Annotated in this window: 23 protein-coding genes; 12 read left to right on the top strand and 11 right to left on the bottom strand. The window is 55.9% G+C overall.

Going from position 1 to position 20,594, the window contains the following annotated elements; genetic code table 11:
* The first annotated feature begins 52 nt into the window (after positions 1 to 52).
* The 3 genes from hslU (at position 53) to AC2FIB_RS17295 (ending at position 3,776) form a co-directional block, all read left to right on the top strand.
* On the top strand, positions 53 to 1,360 hold the full coding sequence (gene hslU, locus AC2FIB_RS17305) for an ATP-dependent protease ATPase subunit HslU (protein ID WP_496726293.1): 1,308 nt from the start codon (positions 53 to 55) through the stop codon (positions 1,358 to 1,360).
* 98 nt (positions 1,361 to 1,458) lie between these two features.
* Positions 1,459 to 2,559, top strand: coding sequence for an alpha/beta hydrolase (locus AC2FIB_RS17300; protein ID WP_496736577.1), 1,101 nt, complete (start codon positions 1,459 to 1,461; stop codon positions 2,557 to 2,559).
* On the top strand, positions 2,556 to 3,776 hold the full coding sequence (locus AC2FIB_RS17295; RefSeq protein WP_496842504.1) for an MFS transporter: 1,221 nt from the start codon (positions 2,556 to 2,558) through the stop codon (positions 3,774 to 3,776). The genes AC2FIB_RS17300 and AC2FIB_RS17295 overlap by 4 nt, the downstream gene beginning before the upstream one ends.
* On the opposite strand, the gene AC2FIB_RS17290 is transcribed toward AC2FIB_RS17295, so the two are convergent.
* Genes AC2FIB_RS17290 through AC2FIB_RS17280 form a run of 3 tightly spaced genes read right to left on the bottom strand, consistent with a single transcriptional unit; the run spans position 3,773 to position 6,050 of the window.
* Positions 3,773 to 4,360 carry a Smr/MutS family protein gene (locus AC2FIB_RS17290; RefSeq protein WP_496842502.1) on the bottom strand — a complete coding sequence of 196 codons (588 nt, stop codon included), beginning with the start codon at positions 4,358 to 4,360 and terminating at the stop codon, positions 3,773 to 3,775. The two genes, AC2FIB_RS17295 and AC2FIB_RS17290, sit on opposite strands and share 4 nt — an antisense overlap.
* Positions 4,360 to 5,394: a murein transglycosylase A gene (mltA, locus tag AC2FIB_RS17285; RefSeq protein ID WP_496736580.1), complete on the bottom strand. Its 1,035-nt coding sequence runs from the start codon at positions 5,392 to 5,394 to the stop codon at positions 4,360 to 4,362. Before mltA ends, AC2FIB_RS17290 begins: the two co-directional genes overlap by 1 nt.
* On the bottom strand, positions 5,391 to 6,050 hold the full coding sequence (locus AC2FIB_RS17280; protein ID WP_496736582.1) for a Tim44/TimA family putative adaptor protein: 660 nt from the start codon (positions 6,048 to 6,050) through the stop codon (positions 5,391 to 5,393). Before AC2FIB_RS17280 ends, mltA begins: the two co-directional genes overlap by 4 nt.
* 107 nt (positions 6,051 to 6,157) lie before the next feature.
* On the opposite strand from AC2FIB_RS17280, the gene AC2FIB_RS17275 reads away from it, so the two are divergent.
* Together AC2FIB_RS17275 and secB are read left to right on the top strand one after the other, a co-directional pair.
* Positions 6,158 to 6,658, top strand: coding sequence for an FxsA family protein (locus AC2FIB_RS17275; RefSeq protein ID WP_496736584.1), 501 nt, complete (start codon positions 6,158 to 6,160; stop codon positions 6,656 to 6,658).
* A gap of 54 nt (positions 6,659 to 6,712) precedes the next feature.
* Positions 6,713 to 7,210: a protein-export chaperone SecB gene (gene secB / locus AC2FIB_RS17270; protein WP_058275145.1), complete on the top strand. Its 498-nt coding sequence runs from the start codon at positions 6,713 to 6,715 to the stop codon at positions 7,208 to 7,210.
* Positions 7,211 to 7,237: 27 nt separating this feature from the next.
* Here the strand turns inward: secB and dnaQ are convergent, their stop codons facing one another.
* The 4 genes from dnaQ to AC2FIB_RS17250 are packed head-to-tail and all read right to left on the bottom strand — an operon-like array spanning position 7,238 to position 9,972.
* Complete coding sequence (gene dnaQ / locus AC2FIB_RS17265; protein WP_496736586.1) at positions 7,238 to 7,960, bottom strand: DNA polymerase III subunit epsilon; 723 nt, start codon at positions 7,958 to 7,960, stop codon at positions 7,238 to 7,240.
* Positions 7,953 to 8,546, bottom strand: coding sequence for a dephospho-CoA kinase (gene coaE / locus AC2FIB_RS17260; RefSeq protein WP_496842501.1), 594 nt, complete (start codon positions 8,544 to 8,546; stop codon positions 7,953 to 7,955). The genes dnaQ and coaE overlap by 8 nt, the downstream gene beginning before the upstream one ends.
* Entirely contained in the window at positions 8,543 to 9,376 is an 834-nt protein-coding gene (locus tag AC2FIB_RS17255; protein ID WP_496736589.1) for a shikimate dehydrogenase, read from the bottom strand. The genes coaE and AC2FIB_RS17255 overlap by 4 nt, the downstream gene beginning before the upstream one ends.
* Positions 9,373 to 9,972, bottom strand: a complete 600-nt coding sequence (locus AC2FIB_RS17250) for a Maf family protein (RefSeq protein ID WP_496736590.1) — start codon at positions 9,970 to 9,972, stop codon at positions 9,373 to 9,375. Before AC2FIB_RS17250 ends, AC2FIB_RS17255 begins: the two co-directional genes overlap by 4 nt.
* Before the next feature lie 403 nt (positions 9,973 to 10,375).
* Here AC2FIB_RS17250 and AC2FIB_RS17245 point away from each other — a divergent pair, with 403 nt between their 5' ends.
* From AC2FIB_RS17245 to AC2FIB_RS17215, 7 genes are all read left to right on the top strand, one after another.
* Complete coding sequence (locus AC2FIB_RS17245) at positions 10,376 to 10,825, top strand: CopD family protein (protein ID WP_496736592.1); 450 nt, start codon at positions 10,376 to 10,378, stop codon at positions 10,823 to 10,825.
* 122 nt (positions 10,826 to 10,947) lie between these two features.
* Positions 10,948 to 12,219, top strand: a complete 1,272-nt coding sequence (gene rho, locus AC2FIB_RS17240) for a transcription termination factor Rho (RefSeq protein WP_058275260.1) — start codon at positions 10,948 to 10,950, stop codon at positions 12,217 to 12,219.
* 30 nt (positions 12,220 to 12,249) lie between these two features.
* Positions 12,250 to 13,536, top strand: a complete 1,287-nt coding sequence (mnmE, locus tag AC2FIB_RS17235) for a tRNA uridine-5-carboxymethylaminomethyl(34) synthesis GTPase MnmE (protein ID WP_496842499.1) — start codon at positions 12,250 to 12,252, stop codon at positions 13,534 to 13,536.
* A 12-nt stretch (positions 13,537 to 13,548) separates the two neighbouring features.
* Positions 13,549 to 15,417, top strand: a complete 1,869-nt coding sequence (gene mnmG, locus AC2FIB_RS17230) for a tRNA uridine-5-carboxymethylaminomethyl(34) synthesis enzyme MnmG (RefSeq protein WP_496842498.1) — start codon at positions 13,549 to 13,551, stop codon at positions 15,415 to 15,417.
* A complete protein-coding gene (gene rsmG, locus AC2FIB_RS17225) occupies positions 15,414 to 16,028 on the top strand; it encodes a 16S rRNA (guanine(527)-N(7))-methyltransferase RsmG (protein WP_496842497.1) in 615 nt (204 codons plus the stop codon). The genes mnmG and rsmG overlap by 4 nt, the downstream gene beginning before the upstream one ends.
* Positions 16,021 to 16,824, top strand: a complete 804-nt coding sequence (locus AC2FIB_RS17220) for a ParA family protein (protein ID WP_058279264.1) — start codon at positions 16,021 to 16,023, stop codon at positions 16,822 to 16,824. The genes rsmG and AC2FIB_RS17220 overlap by 8 nt, the downstream gene beginning before the upstream one ends.
* A 20-nt stretch (positions 16,825 to 16,844) precedes the next feature.
* Positions 16,845 to 17,741, top strand: a complete 897-nt coding sequence (locus AC2FIB_RS17215; protein ID WP_496842496.1) for a ParB/RepB/Spo0J family partition protein — start codon at positions 16,845 to 16,847, stop codon at positions 17,739 to 17,741.
* Here AC2FIB_RS17215 and AC2FIB_RS17210 read toward each other — a convergent pair.
* Genes AC2FIB_RS17210 through rph form a run of 4 tightly spaced genes read right to left on the bottom strand, consistent with a single transcriptional unit; the run spans position 17,731 to position 20,556 of the window.
* Positions 17,731 to 18,084: a YbaN family protein gene (locus AC2FIB_RS17210; RefSeq protein ID WP_496736601.1), complete on the bottom strand. Its 354-nt coding sequence runs from the start codon at positions 18,082 to 18,084 to the stop codon at positions 17,731 to 17,733. The genes AC2FIB_RS17215 and AC2FIB_RS17210 overlap by 11 nt on opposite strands.
* 3 nt (positions 18,085 to 18,087) lie before the next feature.
* On the bottom strand, positions 18,088 to 19,239 hold the full coding sequence (gene hemW / locus AC2FIB_RS17205; RefSeq protein ID WP_496736602.1) for a radical SAM family heme chaperone HemW: 1,152 nt from the start codon (positions 19,237 to 19,239) through the stop codon (positions 18,088 to 18,090).
* A complete protein-coding gene (gene rdgB / locus AC2FIB_RS17200) occupies positions 19,232 to 19,846 on the bottom strand; it encodes an RdgB/HAM1 family non-canonical purine NTP pyrophosphatase (protein WP_496842495.1) in 615 nt (204 codons plus the stop codon). The genes hemW and rdgB overlap by 8 nt, the downstream gene beginning before the upstream one ends.
* Positions 19,843 to 20,556: a ribonuclease PH gene (rph, locus tag AC2FIB_RS17195; RefSeq protein ID WP_058279370.1), complete on the bottom strand. Its 714-nt coding sequence runs from the start codon at positions 20,554 to 20,556 to the stop codon at positions 19,843 to 19,845. The genes rdgB and rph overlap by 4 nt, the downstream gene beginning before the upstream one ends.
* Positions 20,557 to 20,594 lie beyond the last annotated feature (38 nt).

The raw sequence follows: 20,594 nt of genomic DNA, 5'->3' as shown, positions 1-20,594 counted from the left end.
TTTTTGTGGCTTATGATTAGGTTCCGGTGCGAAACAATTGGATAGAACTCACATGACCGACCTGACCCCGCGCGAGATCGTCTCGGAACTGGACCGTTTCATCATCGGGCAGAAGGATGCCAAACGGGCAGTGGCCGTTGCGCTGCGCAACCGCTGGCGGCGCAAGCAATTGGCCGACGACATCCGGGACGAGGTCTATCCGAAGAACATCCTGATGATCGGTCCCACCGGTGTCGGCAAGACCGAGATCAGCCGCCGCCTGGCGAAACTGGCCCGCGCGCCCTTTATCAAGGTCGAAGCCACCAAGTTTACCGAAGTGGGTTATGTCGGTCGTGACGTGGAACAGATCGTGCGCGATCTGGCGGACGCCGCCATCCTGCAAACCCGCGAATATATGCGCGAGGATGTCAAAGCCAAGGCGCATCAAGCCGCCGAAGACCGCGTGATCGAGGCCATCGCCGGTACTGACGCCCGCGAAGGCACGCGCGAGATGTTCCGCAAAAAGCTGAAAGCGGGCGAGCTGGATGATACGGAGATCGAACTGGAGCTGTCCGACTCGTCGAACCCGATGCCAATGTTCGATATTCCCGGCCAGCCCGGCAGCCAGATGGGTATGATGAATCTGGGCGACATATTCGGCAAGGCCTTTGGCGGGCGTACCGTGAAACGCAAGATGACCGTCGCCGATAGCTATGAAGCACTGATCGGGGAAGAGGCCGACAAGCTGCTGGATGATGAGATCGTTAACCGCATCGCGCTGGAATCCGTTGAACAGAACGGCATCGTGTTCCTGGATGAGATCGACAAGGTCTGCGCCCGCACTGACGCGCGGGGTGGCGATGTCAGCCGCGAAGGGGTACAGCGTGACCTGTTGCCTTTGATCGAAGGCACGACGGTATCCACCAAGCACGGCCCGGTCAAAACTGACCATATCCTGTTCATCGCGTCGGGTGCGTTCCACATCGCCAAACCGTCGGACCTGTTGCCGGAACTGCAGGGCCGCCTGCCGATCCGCGTGGAATTGCGCGCGCTGACCGAAGAAGACTTTGTGCGCATCCTGACCGAAACCGACAACGCGCTGACCCGTCAATACACCGCCCTGATGGGCACCGAAGAGGTCACGGTCAGCTTTACCGATGACGGAATCGCGGCCCTTGCGCGTATTGCGGCCGATGTGAACCAAAGCGTCGAAAACATCGGTGCGCGCCGTTTGTACACGGTGATGGAGCGCGTGTTCGAAGAGCTGTCCTTTACCGCGCCCGATCAGGCCGGAATCTCGATCACGGTTGATGCGCAATTCGTGGACGACAATCTGGGCGAATTGACCAAATCTACTGACCTCAGCCGTTACGTTTTGTAACATCGCCAGCCGGTTTTTGCCGCTTCGGCAGTGTAGTGCCGCTGGACGCCGGGCCAGAATGAGATAGCGTAGTCGCAACTCACCCAGAGGGCTGACCAGTGCTGCGCTATTTAATAATTCTGATTACATCCCTGACGCTAAGCGCCTGTGTTGATCGGACGGTAACCGAGATTGTTCCATCGGCCGCAACTGTCGGAACGCCTGAAAAGATATTCGCAGCCACGACGCGAGCGCGTGAAGCAGACGGAACTTATGGATTCAAGCGTGGGGAAGCGCTGAAGTTTTTGGAAACAACAGTGTCGATCCCGCCATCACACACGCCGGGAACATTGAAATTCTCTTATGCGAATCCGAACCCGAAAAAAGAATTTGTTCTTACAAATGTTACCGAACTGGGCGGGCCAAAGGGCTTACGCGAACATTTGCGCGGCGAAGACGATGTTACGATTTTTGTACACGGCTACAACTCGACCCAAACCGAGACGATTTTCCGCGCGGCTCAGCTGACCCATGACATTGGCCTTCCGGGATCTACTCTGGTCTATTCCTGGCCCAGCCGCGCGACCGGGTATGGATATGCCTATGATCTGGACAGCATGTTGTTTGCCCGCGACGGGTTGGAGCAGACAATCCGTGAACTGAAATCCATGGGTGTCAAACGCATTATTCTAGTCGCGCATTCCATGGGTGGCGCCCTGTCAATGGAGATGATGCGACAGGCTGAACTACAAGAACCGGGTTGGGCCAACAGGAACATCGAAGGGGTCATCTTGATTTCCCCTGATCTGGATGTCGACGTGTTTCGATCGCAGATGAAGCGTATTAAGAACCCACCAGATCCTTTCCTGGTTATGGTTTCGCAAAAAGACAAAATTTTGAATATCTCCGCTCGCCTTCGCGGAACGGATGAGGGCGAGAGATTGGGCAGGATCAGTTCGCTGGAAACACTCGAAGAGTTCCCGATAAACGTGATTGATACAACTGCGTTCAACAAAGACGCCGAGTCTTCGCATTTCGTTGCCGCCACCTCTCCGGCACTCTTGTCGATCCTCAGTTCGTTGCGACGCGTAAACAATACATTTGGGCGCGAAGATCGACCGGGCATCGACATTCTGGTTCCGCCCAGCCAACGCAATCCAGACGGTGCGACCGAAATTGTTCTGACCGAAACAGGACAGGCGCAGGTCAGCTCTCCGTGACGCAGTTCAACCTGCGTCAGTATCTGCGGGACAATGCCACCTGGTTGGGCGCGGGAGTTTTGCTGACCTTTCTGTCCAGCTTTGGGCAGACCTTCTTCATCTCGATCTTCGCTGGAAACATTCGCGCGGAATTTGGTCTTGGGCACGGCGCGTGGGGCGGTCTTTACTCTTTGGGCACCACCGTTTCGGCCATCGTTATGATCTGGGCCGGCGGCCTGACAGATGTCTTCCGTGTCCGCGTATTGGGGCCCGCCGTTCTGGCCGGTCTGGCCGTGGCGGCCGTGGCCATGGCTGTGAACAGCTGGCTTGTCCTGTTGCCGCTGGTAGTTTTTTTATTGCGCCTGTTTGGACAGGGGATGAGCGTCCATCTGGCACAGGTCGCCATGGCGCGATGGTTCATCGTTACACGTGGCAAAGCCCTGTCGATTGCATCGGTTGGCTACGCGATTGGTGAGGCACTGCTGCCGCTGGCTTTCGTGGCCGCGATGGCGTTTCTGGACTGGCGATGGCTGTGGGTGTTGTCCGCAGTGGTTGTCCTGATGGGGATACCCGTCCTGACGCGACTTTTGCGTCAGGAGCGCACGCCGCAGAGTCTGGCGGATGCCTATTCAGCGACAGGGATGCAGGGCCGCCATTGGACCCGGAAAGACGCGCTGTTTCACCCTCTGTTCTGGTTCATGGCCCCGACTATTCTGGCCCCATCGGCCTTTATCACCGCGTTTTTCTTCCATCAGGTGCATCTGGCCCAGATCAAAGGCTGGCAGCATATCGAACTGGTCGCGCTGTTTCCGGTTTTCACCGGCGTATCCTTGATTGGGATGTTTGCGGCCGGCTGGGCGCTGGACAAATGGGGCACCGCGAGATTGATGCCTTTTTACCAAATCCCGATCGCAATTGGTTTTGTGATCGCAGGAATGACGAACTCGATCGGAGGGGCCCTCATCGCAATGATCTTTCTGGGCCTGACTGTTGGAGCAAACAACACGCTACCAAGCGCCTTTTGGGCGGAATTCTACGGCACCAGGCACATTGGGGCGATCAAGGCGATGGCCACAGCAGTTATGGTTTTGGGATCAGCAATCGGCCCTGGCCTGACCGGGATATTGATCGACGCCGGTATACCGCTGAGCACACAGTTCCTGTGGATCGGCGGTGTATTCATTCTTGTATGCCTGTCGGCTAAAATCGGAATTACGCGCGCTGTGCGCACGCTTTAACGCGTCCGGCGCAGATAGACGTAATAGGCCCCTTCGCCACCGTGGCTGATATGGGCCGGGGTCACCTGCAGAACCGCCTGTGCAAGCGGCGGCAAGGCCAACCATTGCGGCACCTGATTGCGCAACACGCCGCGCGGGGTTGGGATTGGGCCGGGTTCATCCCTGTCTTTGCCCTTTCCGGTGACAACCAGAACAAGGCGCTTACCTGACGCCTGGGCCGTCAGAATAAACCGGGTCAGCGCCGGATACGCGGTGTCCATGCGCATGCCATGCAAGTCCAGTTTTCCTTCAGGTTTGATCTTGCCGCGTTTCATACGGCCAAATGCCTTGGTGTCCATTTGCACCGTGCTGGTACGCAAATTTTCACTGATCGAGGGCTTTAACGCATTTCGCACGGGTTTACCGGGCGCGTTTTGTCCGACCTCGAATGCCTCAAACCGGGGTTTTGGGGGTTTGCTCGGCTTGGGTTTGGGCAGCGTGACCGGGTGGACCGATTGTGGAATTTCGGGGTGCAGCCGCTCAGCCTGTTTGGCAACCTTGCGCCACAGCTCGACCTCGTCTGCCGTCAATTTGCGTCGGGACATCAGAATTCATCCGGTAACAGGGCATAGGCCCGCTGGATCGGCAGCAGCAACACCATCCGCCCCGGATCCCTGAGGCGCCCGGCGGCCTTTCCCGCCTCGTCCCCTGTGCCAAAGAAGATATCCGCGCGCTGCGCCCCTTTGATGGCTGCACCGGTGTCCTGCGCAATCATCAACCTTCGCAACGGGGTCTTGCCGTCCTTTTCCACCCAAACAGGGGCACCCAGCGGCGTATGAGCCGGATCAGCTGCGATACTGCGCATCGTGGTGACCGACCGGTTCATGGCACCCAACGGCCCAAGCTCGGGCGCAACGCGCGAGACCTCGCGGAAGAACACGTAAGAGGGGTTGTGAAACAGCAACTCGGCCCCAGCTTCGGGATTTTTGCGGACCCATGCGCGGATCATCTGAGCGCTAACCTCATGCGCACGCAGCGCCCCCTGACGAATCAGCTCAGTCCCGATGGAACGATAGGGGTGACCGTTCGCGCCGCCATAACCGACGCGCAAGGCACTGCCGTCTGGAAGGCGCACACGCCCCGAGCCCTGAATTTGCAGAAAGAACAACTCAACCGGGTCATCCACCCAGGCGATCTCAAGGCCGCGGCCCTGCATCGCGTCGCCCGTCAGGATTTCACGGCGGCTGAGCCAAAGCCCTTCGGCCCGCGCCTCTGGCGGCATTTTGTAAATCGGATATTTGAACCGGTCAGTCCGGGTTTTGGACCCGTCCAGTTCAGGTTCGAAATAGCCGGTGAACAGAGCCTCTTCTCCGTCCTCGACCAGAACCGGACGAAAGAACAACTCAAAGAACGACCGCGCCGCGTCTGCGTCGTAGGTTTGGGCGACGCGGCACAATGCCTGCCAATCCGGATCGTTCAAATCACCGCAAGTGTTCAGAAATACCGAAAGGGCCGCCCCGTGATCGTCGGCAGCCCATCCATCCAGATCGTCAAAAGAAAGAATTGATCGCGTCGGTTCAGCGCTGGCGGCAGTGGTCATAACTGCCACCAGAAATAGCGACCGGAGCGCGCCAATCATGCGTCCGTGGCAACAAGCAGCCAGTTTGGATCATCAGCGCCCATGACACGGGCAAAGGTCCAGCTGTCCTTTTGGCGTTTTACAGTGTTTGGGTTGCCTTCGATGATATCACCGCCACGATCGCGTACGACCGAGGTCAGTTCACCCACAAACCGCATGGTGATTTCCGCCTGGTTTGTGTCTTTGTCGAAGGTCGCATCCGCCAGCGCGGTTTCGCGCACGCCGACAAACTCGGCCTCGATGGTCAGGCCCTGATCTTCACGGGCCGCCACAACTGAAACGAATGTGTCAAACACCTCTTCGGACAGGAAGGGCTGGATTTCATCCAGATTGCCCTTTTCGAACCCCATGACGATCATCTCATAGGCTCCGCGGGCACCCTGCACGAATTCACCAACAGAGAATTCGGGCTCGACCCGCTTCATCGCGGCCAGCGTTTTCGCCTGTTCGCTGTCTTCGGCGACATGGTCTGTGATGTCATGATCCGGCCCGCCTTCGATCACCTCGAAGCCGCGACGCGACTTGTCCGCCTCGGGTTGCTGTTGAACAGGAGGTTTCTCAAAACCCTCACGTGTACCCAGCACGCTTTTCAGGCGCAGGATCAGGAAAACGGCAATTCCGGCCAGGACCAGCAACTGGATCATCGGTTCGTTCATTTCATCCTCTTTTCAGGCCGCGACTTTGTATACGCGGCCTCATGCCACTATGTAGGTGACAGATCGTGGCAAGTCCACAGCCCGGCCTAAGGGAAAGGATAACGCAGATGTACCTGTTCTTGGCATTTTTGTTGGTGCCGATCATCGAGATCGCCCTGTTCATTCAGGTCGGCGGCCTGATTGGCCTGTGGCCGACGCTGGCGATCGTCGTTCTGACAGCCGTAATCGGCACAGTTTTGGTCAGGACACAAGGTCGCATGGCACTGGCCAATTTGCAGCGGTCCTTTGCTGAACTGGATGACCCGACCGAGCCTTTGGCCCATGGCGCGATGATCTTGCTGTCTGGCGTTTTGCTGCTGACGCCGGGATTTTTCACCGATGCCGTTGGCTTTGCACTGCTTGTTCCGGGTATTCGAGTGGCTGTATTCAAATACCTGAAATCCAAGGCGACCATCACGCATTTCCAGATGGGCACCGGCGCGCAGTTCCGCACTAGTCCCACCCAGTTTGATCAGGATGACGTGATCGACGGAGATTTTACCGAAGTTCGCCCGCGTCAGAACCCCTCAAAGCCATCCAAATGGGTCGAAGGTCCACCCCAGCATTGAGGTGCCGCGCCCAACTTGCTAAGCAGTGGCAAATTTCATTTTCGGAGTAGATCCATGGCTGACGAAAGCCCTGCAGAAAACACCGCGGCACAGACCGCCCCTCAGATCCAGATGCGCGTTCTGGGACAGTTCATTCGCGATATGTCTTTTGAAAACGTGATGGCGCAAAAAGGCGTGTCTGGCGACGTTCAGCCCGAGATTGCCGTTCAGGTGAACCTGGACGCCAAAAAGCGCCCGACCGAGCATCAGTACGAAGTTGCCGTCAAACTGAACCTGACCTCCAAAGCCAAAGGCATGGAAGACGTTCTGTTCCTGTGCGAGCTGGATTATTGCGGTCTGTTCCACATCGAAGGCGTGGCAGAAGACCAGTTGCACCCGTTCCTGATGATCGAATGCCCGCGCATGCTGTTCCCGTTCCTGCGCCGCATTGTCAGCGACATCACCCGTGACGGTGGTTTCCCACCGGTCAATCTGGACAATATCGACTTTGTTGCGCTGTACCGCAACGAGCTGATGCGCCGTCAGGCCGAAACCGAAAAAACCGAAGCCTAATCGGTACGACCCGCGTCGGGCAGGGGCTCAGGCGCGGGTCCACAGGGCGTTTTCGCCCAGCTTCTCCACAAATGTTTCATGTGCTGCACGTTCTTCCGCGGTGATTTTCGACGCCAGCGGCGTCGGGCGCGCTGTTGGCCGCCAATCGTCCCCTCCGCCGCCGGCAGATGCCGCGCTGGTGGACAGGCCAAAGTCTGGCTGTCGCCCGCCAATCAGTTCCAGATACACCTCGGCCAGAATTTCTGAGTCGAGCAGCGCGCCGTGCAGCACGCGGTTCGTATTGTCGATGTTGAAACGTCGACACAACGCGTCCAATGACGCGGGCGAGCCCGGAAACCGTTTGCGCGCAATCGCCAATGTGTCCAGCGCCTGATCCATCGGCAGCTGCGGCAACCCCATCCATCTGAGTTCCGCATTCAGGAACTTCATATCGAATGATGCGTTGTGGATTACCAGTTTGGAATCCCGAATGAAATCAAGGAAGCCCTGACCAACTCTGGCAAAAACCGGCTTGTCTTTCAGCGTGACCTCGCCCTTTTCCGGGGGGCGCGGAGTGTCCAGCAGGTCGGGGCCGATGCCGTGCACGCCAAATGCCTCTTCGGGCATCGAACGCTCGGGGTTGATGTAGACGTGATAGGTCTCACCCGTGGCCATATGGTTCCACAGTTCGACTGCGCCGATTTCTACGATCCGGTCGCCGCTTTCGGGATCAAAACCCGTAGTTTCGGTATCGAGTACAATCTCACGCATTAGCCATCCCCGCCCGTATCTGTCTGACCACATCCTGCACCTGCGCGCGGGCGTGGTCCAGTGTGTCCGTCACGATCACAAAGTCCGACCGAGCGCATTTTTCGTCATTGGGCATCTGCTTGGCGCGGATCTGTTCGAACTGCGCCTCAGTCATCGTTCCACGCTCCATCACACGTCGCTTTTGCTCGTCCGTCGGGACCTGAACACAAGCAACCGCATCCATCGCCGCATTGCCGCCTGTTTCAAACAACAAGGGGATGTCGAAAACCAGAATGTCCGCCGTGGCGCTCTCCCGAAAACCCACCCGGTCGGCGGCCACCAAAGGGTGAACGATGCCTTCGATCACTTTCAATGTTGTTGGGTCCGCGGAAATAGTTTGTTTCAAAGCATCCCGGCTGACCGCGCCATCAACAATTGCCTCAGGAAAGGCAGCGCGCATCGGTTCTACCGCAGCGCCGCCCGCTGAATACAGCCGATGCACAGCCGCATCCGCATCCCAAAGCGCACAGCCTTCATCCACGAACATTTGCGCCGTCGTGCTTTTGCCCATTCCGATCGAGCCCGTCAGGCCAAGAGCAAAGCTCATTCCAGCACCGTTGCGCGCAACTCATCCGTTACCTCGGGTCGTTTTCCAAACCAACGCTCAAAGCCCGGAACCGCCTGGTGCAGCAACATGCCCAGACCGTCAACCGTTGTGCACCCGGCCTCTTCGGCCGCTTGCAGAAGCTTGGTTTTCAGAGGGGCGTAGACTAGGTCGGTAACCACAGCACCCGGCTGCAAACCATCCAACGGCACACGCAATTCGGGCTGTCCCTGCATACCCAGAGATGTTGTGTTCACCACCAGCTCCGCATTCTCGATCACATTGCCGGCCTTGACCCAATCAACCACTGTAATGCGCGGCCCAAATTCTTCTTTCAATTGGTCGGCCCGGGCACGCGTGCGGTTGGTCAGCATGATCTCGGGCACTCCGGCATCCACCAGTGCCTGCAAAACGGCGCGCGCAGCCCCGCCCGCGCCGAAGACCACGGCCGGCCCATCCTGTGGGTTCCAGTCGGGCGCCCCTGCAAGCAGGTTTTCCATAAATCCGTAGCCATCGGTGTTGTCTGCGTGGATCGAGCCATCGGGCTGAAAGACAAGTGTATTTGCCGCACCAATCTTTGCCGCCCGATCCGACACGTGATCCGCAATCTGCAAGGCGGCTTCTTTATGGGGGACGGTTACATTTGCGCCGACATACCCGGCTTTGGGCAGGGTCCGCAGAACACTCTCCAAATCCTCGGGTGCGACATCCATAGGGACATAGTGCCCGGGCAGCCGATAGGTCTTTAGCCAATGTCCATGCAGTTTAGGGGATTTTGAATGTCCAATAGGATGCCCAATCACGCCGGCCAATGGAATTTGGTTATCCGTCATTGATCAATCATCCCTTTCACAGCCAGAAAATTCAGCAACTCCAACAGGGGCATACCCAAAACATTAAAATAGTCGCCGTCAATGGTGGCGAACAGGCGCACACCTTCCTCCTCAAGCTTATAAGCCCCGACCGCATGGCGAATGCTGTCCCAGTTGCGGTCAATATAGTCGCGCAGATAGGTGTCCGAGCTCATGCGCATGCGCAGACGCACCTGACCAACATGGCGCCAGATGGGTTCACCATTCTGATAGATCACGGCCGCAGACAACAGCATATGCCGCTTGCCCCGCATTGCCTTCAACTGCGCCAGCGCGTCCTCGGGTGTTTCTGGTTTCGACAAAAGCTGGCCATCGAAGTCCAGCACCTGATCACAGCCCAGAACCATCGCGCCCGGGTTCTTGTCGCTAACCTTGCGGGCCTTCATTTCGGCCAAAGTGTCTGCGATATCCCGAGGGCGCGCGTCTTCGGCCAGCAAGGCGCGTTTGGCAGTATCCTCGTCCACGCGCGCGGTTTCCACCGTGAATGGCACGCACGCATTGCGCAAAAGCTGCGCGCGGATAGATGACCCCGAGGCAAGGATGATGGGGACAGACATGTGGAAAACCCCTGAGCAATTCGTTGAGCGTTCTAGGATGGTTTGTATGGTTTTCCGGTTGACACGCAACCCCGGGAATTTCGCCTGAAACTTCCCTGAGTCGTTCGAAGACCGTCCTTTTGGGACAAGGATAACTCTGCTGCGCGGGAAAACTGGGATTTCCTGTCTTACCCAACGAGTTATCCCCAGACAAGCTTGGATGAATTCTGTGTAATATACTGATTTTAAATCATAAAATCTGAAATCAACAGAATCACCTATTCGCGGCACAATTCTATCCACCTGGGGAAAACACATGCGTAAAAAAGTAATCCACGGAATTTACGCACCCTACAAAACCATCATCCTTTTTCTTTTCCTATTTTTTTATTAGGGAGGGTTCCAACCAACGTCCGGAGCCAGAATGACCGATCTTCTTTTCACGATTTACCCGTGGGTGAAGTCATTGCACATCATGGCTGTGATCTCATGGATGGCAGGTTTGTTCTATTTGCCCAGACTATACGTCTATCACGTTGAGAAAGCCCAAAAGGTCGAAGGCGCAGAAACCATCTTCTTTGAGATGGAAGAGAAGCTGCTGCGTGTGATCATGCGACCCGCGATGTATGTAGCGTGGCTCTGCGGTTTGATCATGGTGTTCACGCCCGGCATTGTCGGGTGGGATTGGTCCTGGCCCTGGATCAAGGGTGCTGCCGTAATCGGCATGACCTGGTTCCATCATTGGTTGATGGCGAGACGTAGGGATTTCCTGGAAGGCCGAAATAAGCTCACTGGGCGGCAGTTTCGCATGATGAACGAGGTTCCCACCCTTCTGATGGTTATCATCGTTCTGGCGGTCGTTGTGAAGTTTTGAGGGCCTGTTTGACTCCGACGGCCCGCGCGCTTATGTAGGAATCAACACGCCCGTCCGGGCGGCGTATCTTCCGTACTGAAATTCCACTTCGTGCCGCAATATCAGCGGCGAAGGTATATATCATGTCCACTGAATCCCTGAATCTGGCCGACCTGAAGGCCAAAAGCCCCAAAGACCTTCTGGCGATGGCCGAAGAGCTGGAGATCGAAAACGCCTCGACCATGCGGAAAGGCGAAATGATGTTCCAGATTCTGCGCGAACGCGCGGATGAAGGCTGGACCGTTGGCGGCGACGGCGTGCTGGAAGTGCTGCAAGACGGCTTTGGCTTTCTGCGCTCGCCCGAGGCGAACTATTTGCCAGGTCCGGATGATATCTATGTCTCACCCGACATGATCCGCCAGCATTCCTTGCGCACCGGTGATACGGTCGAAGGGGATATCAAAGCGCCTGATGACAATGAGCGTTACTTTGCGCTGATCAAGGTCACCAAGATCAACTTTGAAGAACCGGAAAAAGCCAGACACAAGATCGCGTTTGACAACCTGACGCCACTCTATCCCGATGAACGCCTGAAGATGGAGATCGAGGATCCCACCATCAAGGACAAGTCGGCGCGTGTGATCGATCTGGTGGCCCCGATCGGTAAAGGCCAGCGATCGCTGATTGTGGCGCCGCCGCGGACCGGTAAAACAGTGATCCTGCAGAACATCGCGCATTCGATCGAACAGAACCACCCAGAGTGCTATCTGATCGTTCTGCTGATCGACGAACGCCCCGAAGAGGTGACCGACATGCAGCGTTCGGTGAAGGGTGAAGTTGTGTCTTCAACCTTCGACGAACCCGCAACGCGCCACGTGGCTGTGTCTGAGATGGTGATCGAAAAAGCCAAGCGTTTGGTCGAGCATAAACGAGATGTTGTTATTCTTCTCGACTCGATCACAAGACTTGGTAGGGCCTTCAACACTGTCGTGCCATCGTCGGGTAAAGTTCTGACCGGTGGTGTGGACGCGAACGCTCTGCAACGGCCCAAGCGGTTCTTTGGTGCCGCGCGGAATATCGAAGAGGGTGGTTCGCTGACCATCATCGCCACCGCGCTGATCGACACCGGCAGTCGGATGGACGAAGTTATCTTCGAAGAATTCAAAGGCACCGGTAACTCGGAAATCGTTCTGGATCGCAAGATCGCAGATAAGCGCGTGTTCCCGGCCATCGACATCCTCAAGTCCGGCACCCGGAAAGAGGACCTGCTGGTCGACAAGGGCGATCTGGCCAAGACATTCGTCTTGCGTCGTATCCTTAACCCGATGGGCACAACCGACGCGGTCGAGTTCCTGTTGTCCAAGTTGAAACAGACCAAGACGAACGGTGAGTTCTTCGATTCGATGAACACCTGACACAGGTCTTAAACGACGCGAGGCCTTCGAATGGATACGATATTCGCCTTGGCCAGCGCGCAGGGCAAAGCCGGGGTGGCGGTCATCCGCCTCTCGGGACCACGCGCGCATTCCGCAGCTGCCAGCTTAACCGGAAGCCCGCTGCCATCTCGTGGCATGCAGGTCCATTCGCTGTGCGCCGCTGATGGCGCGCGGTTGGATGACGGGCTGGTTCTGACCTTTCAGGCCCCGGCCAGTTTTACCGGCGAAGACGTGGCCGAACTGCAGATCCATGGCAGCACAGCTTCGGTGAACGCAGTGATGCGATGCCTTTCCGATATGGACGGACTGCGGCTGGCGGAGCCTGGTGAGTTCACTAGACGCGCGCTGGAAAACGGCAAGATGGACCTGACACAGGTCGAAGGTCTTGCTGATCTGATTGATGCGGAAACCGAGGCGCAACGCAAACAAGCGCAAACTATTCTGGCTGGTGATTTGGGTGTATTGGCGGAACGGTGGCGACGCGATCTGATCCGTGCTGCATCCTTGCTGGAAGCCGTCATTGATTTCGCGGATGAGGATGTTCCAACAGACGTTACACCCGAGGTAAAATCCCTTGTGACGGATGTCATGGCTGATCTGCAACGTGAAGCAGATGGCGTACAGATTGCAGAGCGCATTCGAACAGGGTTTGAAGTCGCGATTGTTGGTCGTCCGAATGCCGGAAAATCAACCTTGCTAAATGCTCTGGCAGGGCGAGAGGCGGCGATTACTTCGGAATATGCCGGAACTACTCGCGATGTAATCGAGGTTCGAATGGATCTTGCAGGACTCCCGGTCACATTGCTGGACACCGCAGGATTGCGGGAAACTGAGGATCACGTCGAAAGCCTGGGAATAGAACTGGCTAGAAAGCGGGCGGATTCAGCTGATTTGCGTGTGTTTCTGACAGATGACCCGAAGGACCTGGGTGTTCAGATGATGAATGGCGATATACAGGTTTTGCCGAAATCTGATCTTCGAGATCCATCCGAAGGTGGAATATCCGGAATAACCGGGCAGGGTATTGATCAACTCATTTCCCAGATTTCGGATGTACTTAGTACCCGAACTACAAGCAGTGGTATTGCGACGCGGGAAAGGCACCGGGTTGCCTTGATCAAATCGCGGGAATCTCTGAATTCTGCTAAGGCGGTTCTGGAATCAGGTCCTGACTTGTATGATATCGCAGCAGAAGAATTACGCACGGCAATCCGTGCACTTGAAACCTTGGTTGGCAGAATCGGTGTTGAAGATCTTTTGGATGAGATCTTCTCGAGTTTCTGCCTGGGTAAGTAAGGAGTGTTTCACGTGAAACATTCAGATTTCGACGTGATAGTAATTGGCGCTGGCCACGCGGGTACAGAGGCAGCTCATGCGGCAGCGCGTATGGGTGTCAAGACAGCACTGGTCACATTGTCCGCGTCAGATATAGGCGTCATGTCTTGTAACCCGGCAGTTGGTGGGCTGGGTAAAGGCCATTTGGTCCGTGAAATTGATGCCCTGGATGGTGTCATGGGGCGTGTTGCCGATCAGGCCGGCATTCAATTCCGCTTGCTTAATCGACGCAAAGGACCAGCCGTTCAAGGTCCCAGAACACAGGCAGATCGTGCGCTGTACCGCGCGGCCATGCAGAAAGAGACGGAAAAACAGACAGATCTTTTCGTCGTTTCCGGGGAAGTTGTCGATTTCCTGATGGACGGGAACCAAGTTTCAGGTGTGAAACTGGCCGACGGTTCTGAAATCAAGAGTAAAACGGTTATCCTGACGTCCGGAACCTTCTTGCGCGGTGTCATTCATATTGGTGATGTATCTCGGCCTGGCGGTCGTATGGGTGATCGCCCGTCAGTCAAATTGGCAGAACGGCTCGACAGTTTCGAGCTACCCCTGGGGCGTTTGAAAACAGGAACACCGCCGAGGCTGGATGGTCGGACGATTGATTGGAGTGATCTGGAACAGCAAGACGGGGATGATGACCCAACCTTGTTTTCATTCTTGTCAACAAAGGTAATTGCCCCACAGATTTCCTGCGGAATCACGCATACAAACGCACGGACGCACGAAATCATTGAAAAAAACTTGTCTCGATCGGCGATGTATGGCGGACATATTGATGGGGTAGGCCCCAGGTATTGCCCATCCATCGAGGATAAGATCGTACGATTTGCTGATAAGGAATCACATCAGATTTTCTTGGAGCCCGAAGGTGTCGATGATCACACGATCTATCCGAACGGGATTTCGACCTCTTTACCTCAGGACGTGCAGCTTGAGTATGTGCGTTCAATCAAAGGTCTTGAGGCGGCAGAGATCCTGCAGCCCGGTTATGCGATTGAGTATGACTATGTGGATCCGCGTGTTTTGACATCGAATCTCGCGCTACCAGATGTCGAAGGACTATATCTAGCAGGGCAAATAAACGGAACCACAGGATATGAAGAGGCAGCTGCGCAAGGCTTGGTTGCGGGGCTGAATGCTGCGCTAAAGGTGCTTGGCCGGGAACCGCTGCATTTTACACGTGCAGACAGTTATATCGGAGTGATGATCGACGACCTGACAACACGCGGTGTTGTGGAACCTTATCGCATGTTCACATCACGCGCAGAGTTCCGCCTGTCTTTGCGTGCGGACAACGCAGACCAGCGCCTCACGCCAATTGGCTTGGATATCGGCTGTGTTGGCGGTGAGCGGAAGAGAGTGTTTACCAATAAAGTGGAGAGGCTGTCCGCCGCAAAGTCCCAGCTGACAGAAAAAACCTTTACTCCAAAAGAAGTTCGAGCAGCTGGTATCAATGTCAATCAAGATGGAAACCGCAGGGACGGGATGGCTATTCTGGCGTTCCCGGATGTTCACTTTGGTGATCTTGTTCCTCTGATGCCCGAGATTGAGAGTGTTGAGGAGGAGATCCGTCTGCAAGTAGAGCGGGACGCTTTGTACGCAAACTACATTGCCCGGCAACAAAAAGATGTTGAGGCGATGAAACGCGATGAATCATATGAGATTCCACGGGGTTTCGACTATTTTGCGATGGAAGGGCTATCTTCTGAAATGAAGCAAAAGCTTTCAAATGCAAAGCCGGAGAACATTGCACAGGCGGGGCGTGTCGAAGGAGTTACCCCTGCGGCACTGACGTTGTTATTGGCTAAGCTTCGTCGCGACCAGAAGGTCCGCAAGGTATGAATGGGACCACTATTGATGATTTGGATGTTTCACGTGAAACATTCGAGCGCCTCACAACCTATGTAGAGCTTGTGAAGCGGTGGAACCCGAAGATTAATCTTGTTTCACGGAAAAGCTTGGATGACATCTGGGTTCGACACATAAAGGATTCCGTACAAGTTTATAGATGCGCAGACTTATTCAAAAACTGGGTAGATTTGGGCAGTGGAGGCGGATTCCCCGGGATGGTTTGTGCCATAATGGCCATTGAAGACGCACCAGATGCTCAGTTCACCTTTATTGAAAGTGACCAACGAAAGTCCGCCTTTCTGCGCAACGTTGCACGCGAGTGCGGCGCGAAATGCACTGTTGTTTCCAAGCGAATCGAAGTGGTTGAACCGTTGAGCGCTGATATCCTTTCTGCGCGGGCTCTTGCTGATCTTCCTACGCTATTGTCTTTTTGCGACAGACATTTGAGCAAAAAGGGGCTGGCGCTGTTGCCGAAAGGCGAAAGGTGGAAAAAAGAGCTGGAAGAGGCGCGGGAAGAATGGAATTTCGACGTTGACCCGATTACAAGTTTAACTGAGCCTCAGGCCGTTATCCTTAAAATCAAAGGAGTATCACGTGGTTGATTTGTCTCGTCCCTCAGGGCCCCGGATTATTGCGGTAGCCAATCAGAAGGGCGGGGTTGGGAAAACCACAACAGCGATCAACCTTGCGGCCGGCCTGGCTGAGGCTGGATGCAAAGTTCTGGTTGTCGATCTTGATCCTCAGGGGAACGCGTCCACCGGGTTGGGGGTCGAGGATCGGGATTGGACGACGTATGATCTGATACTGGATGACGCGCCTTTAGAGGCGGTCGTTCAGGAAACCGAAATCGAGGGGTTGTTTGTTGTCCCGGCGACGGTTGATCTAAGCTCGGCGGATATTGAGCTGATATCCAATGAAAAACGCAGCTATCTGTTGCATGACGCACTGCGTCAAACCGCAATCGACAAGTTTGACCTGGATTTTGTGCTAATCGATTGCCCGCCTTCGTTAAACCTTCTGACCGTCAACGCTATGGTTGCTGCACATTCTGTTCTGGTGCCGTTGCAGAGTGAGTTCTTTGCGTTAGAAGGATTGTCGCAACTGATGCTGACCATCCGAGAGGTGCGCCAAACCGCGAATCCGGACCTTAGAATCGAAGGTGTTGTGTTGACCATGTATGACAACCGCAACAACTTGTCCCGTCAGGTCGAAAAAGACGCGCGTGACAATCTGGGTGAGATGGTATTTAAAACCAAGATACCCAGAAATGTACGGGTCAGCGAGGCTCCGTCATACGCGTTGCCCGTATTGCAATACGACTCGGGATCACTGGGGGCGATGGCTTACCGGCACCTGGCCCGGGAAGTCATGCATAAGAACAAGAAAGTCGCCGCCTAAGCGACAGTGAGGAGGGCACCGTGGCCGCCAAGAAGACAAAACCCAGAGGTTTGGGCCGGGGACTTTCCGCTTTGATGGCGGATGTGACGCAGGATACCGAAGGGCTTATTTCCTCGGATCCGCGCCGTCCGGATATGAAAGTCCCGATTGAAAAACTGCGCGCAAACCCGAACCAGCCGCGCAGAACCTTTCAGCCAGAGCGATTGGATGAACTTGCGGCCTCGGTCAAGGAAAAGGGCATTATTCAGCCGCTGATCGTGCGCGAGGTTCCTAGCGGTGACTATGAAATTGTTGCGGGCGAACGCCGCTGGCGTGCGGCTCAGATGGCGCAGCTGCATGATATCCCGGTTATTGTGCGGGATTTTGACGACACCGAAGTTCTGGAAGTCGCCATTATCGAGAATATTCAACGCGCAGACCTGAACGCTGTTGAAGAGGCCGCGGGTTACAAGCAGTTAATGGATCGTTTTGGCCATACACAGGAAAAGCTGGCCGAAGCACTGGGTAAAAGTCGCAGCCATATTGCGAACCTTTTGCGTTTGCTGTCGTTGCCGATGGACGTTCAGAAGCTTGTTGTTGAAGGAAAGCTGTCTGCCGGTCATGCCCGGGCGCTGATCACAGCTGAAGACCCCTCTGAGCTGGCGAAGATCGTCGTCAAGGACGGGCTGAGCGTGCGTGCGACTGAAGCGCTGGTGAAAAAACGACAGCAGGGGGATGCTCCTCAGGCGGCGCCGCGGTCCAGAAATCTGAATGCTGGCAAAGATGCGGATACGCGCGCGTTGGAGAAGGATCTTTCGGCCATTCTGGCGATGAAAGTAGCCATTAACCACAAAGCGGGATCGGAAACGGGGCAGGTCGTGCTGACCTACGAAAACCTCGATCAATTGGACGATCTGTGCGCCAAGCTCAGCCGTTAGGGCGGGTCCAGATAAAAATCATAACGCCGCTGAGGACGACTGCCTGAATGATCAGGACGTGGCTTGGAAGTGCAAGAATCACAGACAATCCAAAAACGGCGGCAACCGATAGGGTGGCCGCCTTTTTTGCGGCCGGACGAATGGCGCCCGAGCGTTGCCAATCCAAGATCATCGGCCCGAAGGTTCCATGACTGACCAGCCAAGTGTGCAGTCGAGAGGAAGATCGGGCAAAAAAGAACGCGGCCAGCAAAAGAAACGGGACCGTCGGCAGTAGCGGCAATACAATGCCGACAACAGCCAACCCGACGCAGATCAATCCCATTGCGGCCCAGAGGTACTGCATCGTTTATCCCAATAACTCTCGAATGACCGCATTCAGGACTGCGCGACCATCTTTGGTGGCGATCAATCGGCCGTTTGATCGGCGTATCATACCCAGCTCTTCCAGGTCTCTCAGTTTGTTTTCTGGCAGTGTGAGATCGGAAAGCGCATTGAAACGATCAACATCTAGTCCTTCAGCAATTCTCATACCCATCATAAGGTATTCACTTGCCTGATCTTGCGTAGATAGCAATGATCTTTCTTTCTCGCCGTTTCCTTTTTCAACAGCACTGAGCCAAGCGTTGGGTGACAGATAGGTCTCTGTCGCTATCTTCTGGCCGTCCAGCGTAATACGCCCGTGCGCGCCGGGACCGATACCGACGTAATCTCCGTAACGCCAATAGATCAGGTTGTGCCGAGATTCTGCCCCTGGACGGGCATGGTTGGAAACCTCATAGGCGGGCAGGCCGTGGGCTTCGCAGATTTCTTGTGTGGCCAGATACATGTCAGCTGCGTGGTCATCCTCGGGCAGTCCACGCAGCTTGCCAACTGCATACCGGTCCCCAAAGGCGGTGCCTTCCTCGATCGTCAGTTGATAGAGCGACAGGTGGTCGATAGCCATCGACAGCGCCTCAGTCAGCTCCGCTTGCCAGGCATCCGGGGTTTGATGTTGACGCGCATAGATCATGTCAAAACTGACGCGGTCGAAACAGTTGCGGGCGACATCAAACGCTGCGCGGGCTTCGGCGACCGTGTGGATGCGGCCCAGCCGACGCAGATCTTCGTCATTCAGGGCCTGAACGCCCATGGAAACGCGGTTAACGCCCGCATCGCGATAGGCGGCAAAGCGGCCTGCCTCGACCGATCCGGGATTGGCCTCAAGCGTGATTTCCATGTCATTGGCAGGGCGCCAAAGCTTGCGTGCCTCGTCGATAATGGCTGCCACCGTTTCTGGTGCCATAAGCGACGGCGTGCCGCCACCAAAGAAGATCGTGCTTAAAACCCGATCTGGGGTTTCAGATGCCGAGCGGTGCAGTTCAGCTAAATATGCTTTAAGCCATTGTTTTTGATCAATATTTTTCGAAACATGGCTGTTGAAATCGCAATACGGGCACTTAGCCTCGCAAAAAGGCCAGTGCACATAGAGGCCGAAACCTCCATGCCGCCAGTCATCCACCGAAACAGCCTTGAACAAAGGCGTTTACGGCGCGTCCGCGATGGCTGATTTTGTGCTTTTCCGCCGGAATCATTTCCGCACAGGTCACATCGTGCCCGTCCGGCTGGAACATCGGGTCATAACCGAAGCCGTTTTCCCCACGGATGGGCCAGACAAGCTGACCGGGCATGACGCCCTCAAACACTTCGTCATGACCATCGGGCCAGGCCAGAACCAGCGTGCAGCGAAACTGTGCTGTGCGTGGATGAGGCGCCTGTGCGGCCTCGAGCTCATCATGTGCGCGGGTCATCGCCATCAGGAAATCGCGGCCATTGCCGGTTTCTGCCCAATCGGCGGTGTGGACACCGGGCGCACCGTCCAGCGCGTCTATGGTGATGCCGGAATCGTCCGACAGAGCAGGCAGGCCGGTAGCTTGTGCCGCCGCATGGGCCTTGATCCGGGCGTTACCGACGAATGTATCTTCGGTCTCTTCCGGTTCCGGCAGGTTCATCTCTGCCGCGCCAACAACCTTCACGCCGAAGGCCTCAAGGAGATGGGTCATCTCCTCAAGCTTGCCTTTGTTGTGCGTGGCCACCAGCAGCCTGTCGCCGTCGAACTTGCGGGTCATGCGGTGGCTGCCTTTTGGGCCGCAACCAGCTCACCCACGCCTTTTTCTGCCAGATCCATCAGCTGGTTCATTTGATCACGGCTGAAAACAGAGCCCTCGGCGCTCATCTGCACTTCGATCAGTTTGCCGGATCCGGTCATGATGAAGTTACCGTCAACGCCGGCCTCACTGTCTTCGGGATAGTCCAGATCCAGGACCGGTTGGCCCGCATAGATGCCGCAGGATACTGCCGCGACGGGATCGACCAGCGGGTCGGAAATGACGTCCCCGGTTTTCATCAACTTGTTCACGGCCAGACGCAGCGCAACCCAACCACCGGTGATCGAGGCGCAGCGGGTGCCGCCATCAGCCTGGATAACATCGCAGTCCACGGTGATCTGACGCTCACCCAATGCAACCCGATCCACGCCTGCGCGTAGCGAACGACCGATCAGGCGTTGAATTTCTACGGTACGGCCGCCTTGCTTGCCACTGGCCGCCTCACGCCGCATGCGGGTATTTGTTGCGCGGGGCAACATGCCGTACTCGGCAGTAACCCAACCCAGGCCTGAGCCTTTGATGAACGGCGGCACGCGATCCTCAATCGTGGCGGTGCACAGGACATGGGTATCGCCTATTTTGATCAGGCAGGAACCTTCGGCATGTTTAGTAAACCCCGTTTCGATTGAAACGGCGCGCATTTCGCTTAAATCTCGTCCTGAGGGTCGCATGGAAAATCCTTTGTTTGCTGGGTTGGGGATAACGTCCC

It is taken from the genome of Ruegeria sp. YTSA072, assembly GCF_059610285.1.
Note: the sequence above shows the minus strand (reverse complement) of the source record. Positions and strands in the feature narration are given on the sequence as shown.

Coding starts and splice junctions, on each gene's coding strand:
- hslU (WP_496726293.1), top strand. CDS start 53: ATGACCGACCTGACCCCGCGCGAGATCGTCTCGGAACTGGACCGTTTC.
- AC2FIB_RS17290 (WP_496842502.1), bottom strand. CDS start 4,360: ATGTCCCGACGCAAATTGACGGCAGACGAGGTCGAGCTGTGGCGCAAG.
- mltA (WP_496736580.1), bottom strand. CDS start 5,394: ATGATTGGCGCGCTCCGGTCGCTATTTCTGGTGGCAGTTATGACCACT.
- AC2FIB_RS17280 (WP_496736582.1), bottom strand. CDS start 6,050: ATGAACGAACCGATGATCCAGTTGCTGGTCCTGGCCGGAATTGCCGTT.
- AC2FIB_RS17275 (WP_496736584.1), top strand. CDS start 6,158: ATGTACCTGTTCTTGGCATTTTTGTTGGTGCCGATCATCGAGATCGCC.
- secB (WP_058275145.1), top strand. CDS start 6,713: ATGGCTGACGAAAGCCCTGCAGAAAACACCGCGGCACAGACCGCCCCT.
- dnaQ (WP_496736586.1), bottom strand. CDS start 7,960: ATGCGTGAGATTGTACTCGATACCGAAACTACGGGTTTTGATCCCGAA.
- coaE (WP_496842501.1), bottom strand. CDS start 8,546: ATGAGCTTTGCTCTTGGCCTGACGGGCTCGATCGGAATGGGCAAAAGC.
- AC2FIB_RS17255 (WP_496736589.1), bottom strand. CDS start 9,376: ATGACGGATAACCAAATTCCATTGGCCGGCGTGATTGGGCATCCTATT.
- AC2FIB_RS17250 (WP_496736590.1), bottom strand. CDS start 9,972: ATGTCTGTCCCCATCATCCTTGCCTCGGGGTCATCTATCCGCGCGCAG.
- AC2FIB_RS17245 (WP_496736592.1), top strand. CDS start 10,376: ATGACCGATCTTCTTTTCACGATTTACCCGTGGGTGAAGTCATTGCAC.
- rho (WP_058275260.1), top strand. CDS start 10,948: ATGTCCACTGAATCCCTGAATCTGGCCGACCTGAAGGCCAAAAGCCCC.
- mnmE (WP_496842499.1), top strand. CDS start 12,250: ATGGATACGATATTCGCCTTGGCCAGCGCGCAGGGCAAAGCCGGGGTG.
- rsmG (WP_496842497.1), top strand. CDS start 15,414: ATGAATGGGACCACTATTGATGATTTGGATGTTTCACGTGAAACATTC.
- AC2FIB_RS17210 (WP_496736601.1), bottom strand. CDS start 18,084: ATGCAGTACCTCTGGGCCGCAATGGGATTGATCTGCGTCGGGTTGGCT.
- rdgB (WP_496842495.1), bottom strand. CDS start 19,846: ATGACCCGCAAGTTCGACGGCGACAGGCTGCTGGTGGCCACGCACAAC.
- rph (WP_058279370.1), bottom strand. CDS start 20,556: ATGCGACCCTCAGGACGAGATTTAAGCGAAATGCGCGCCGTTTCAATC.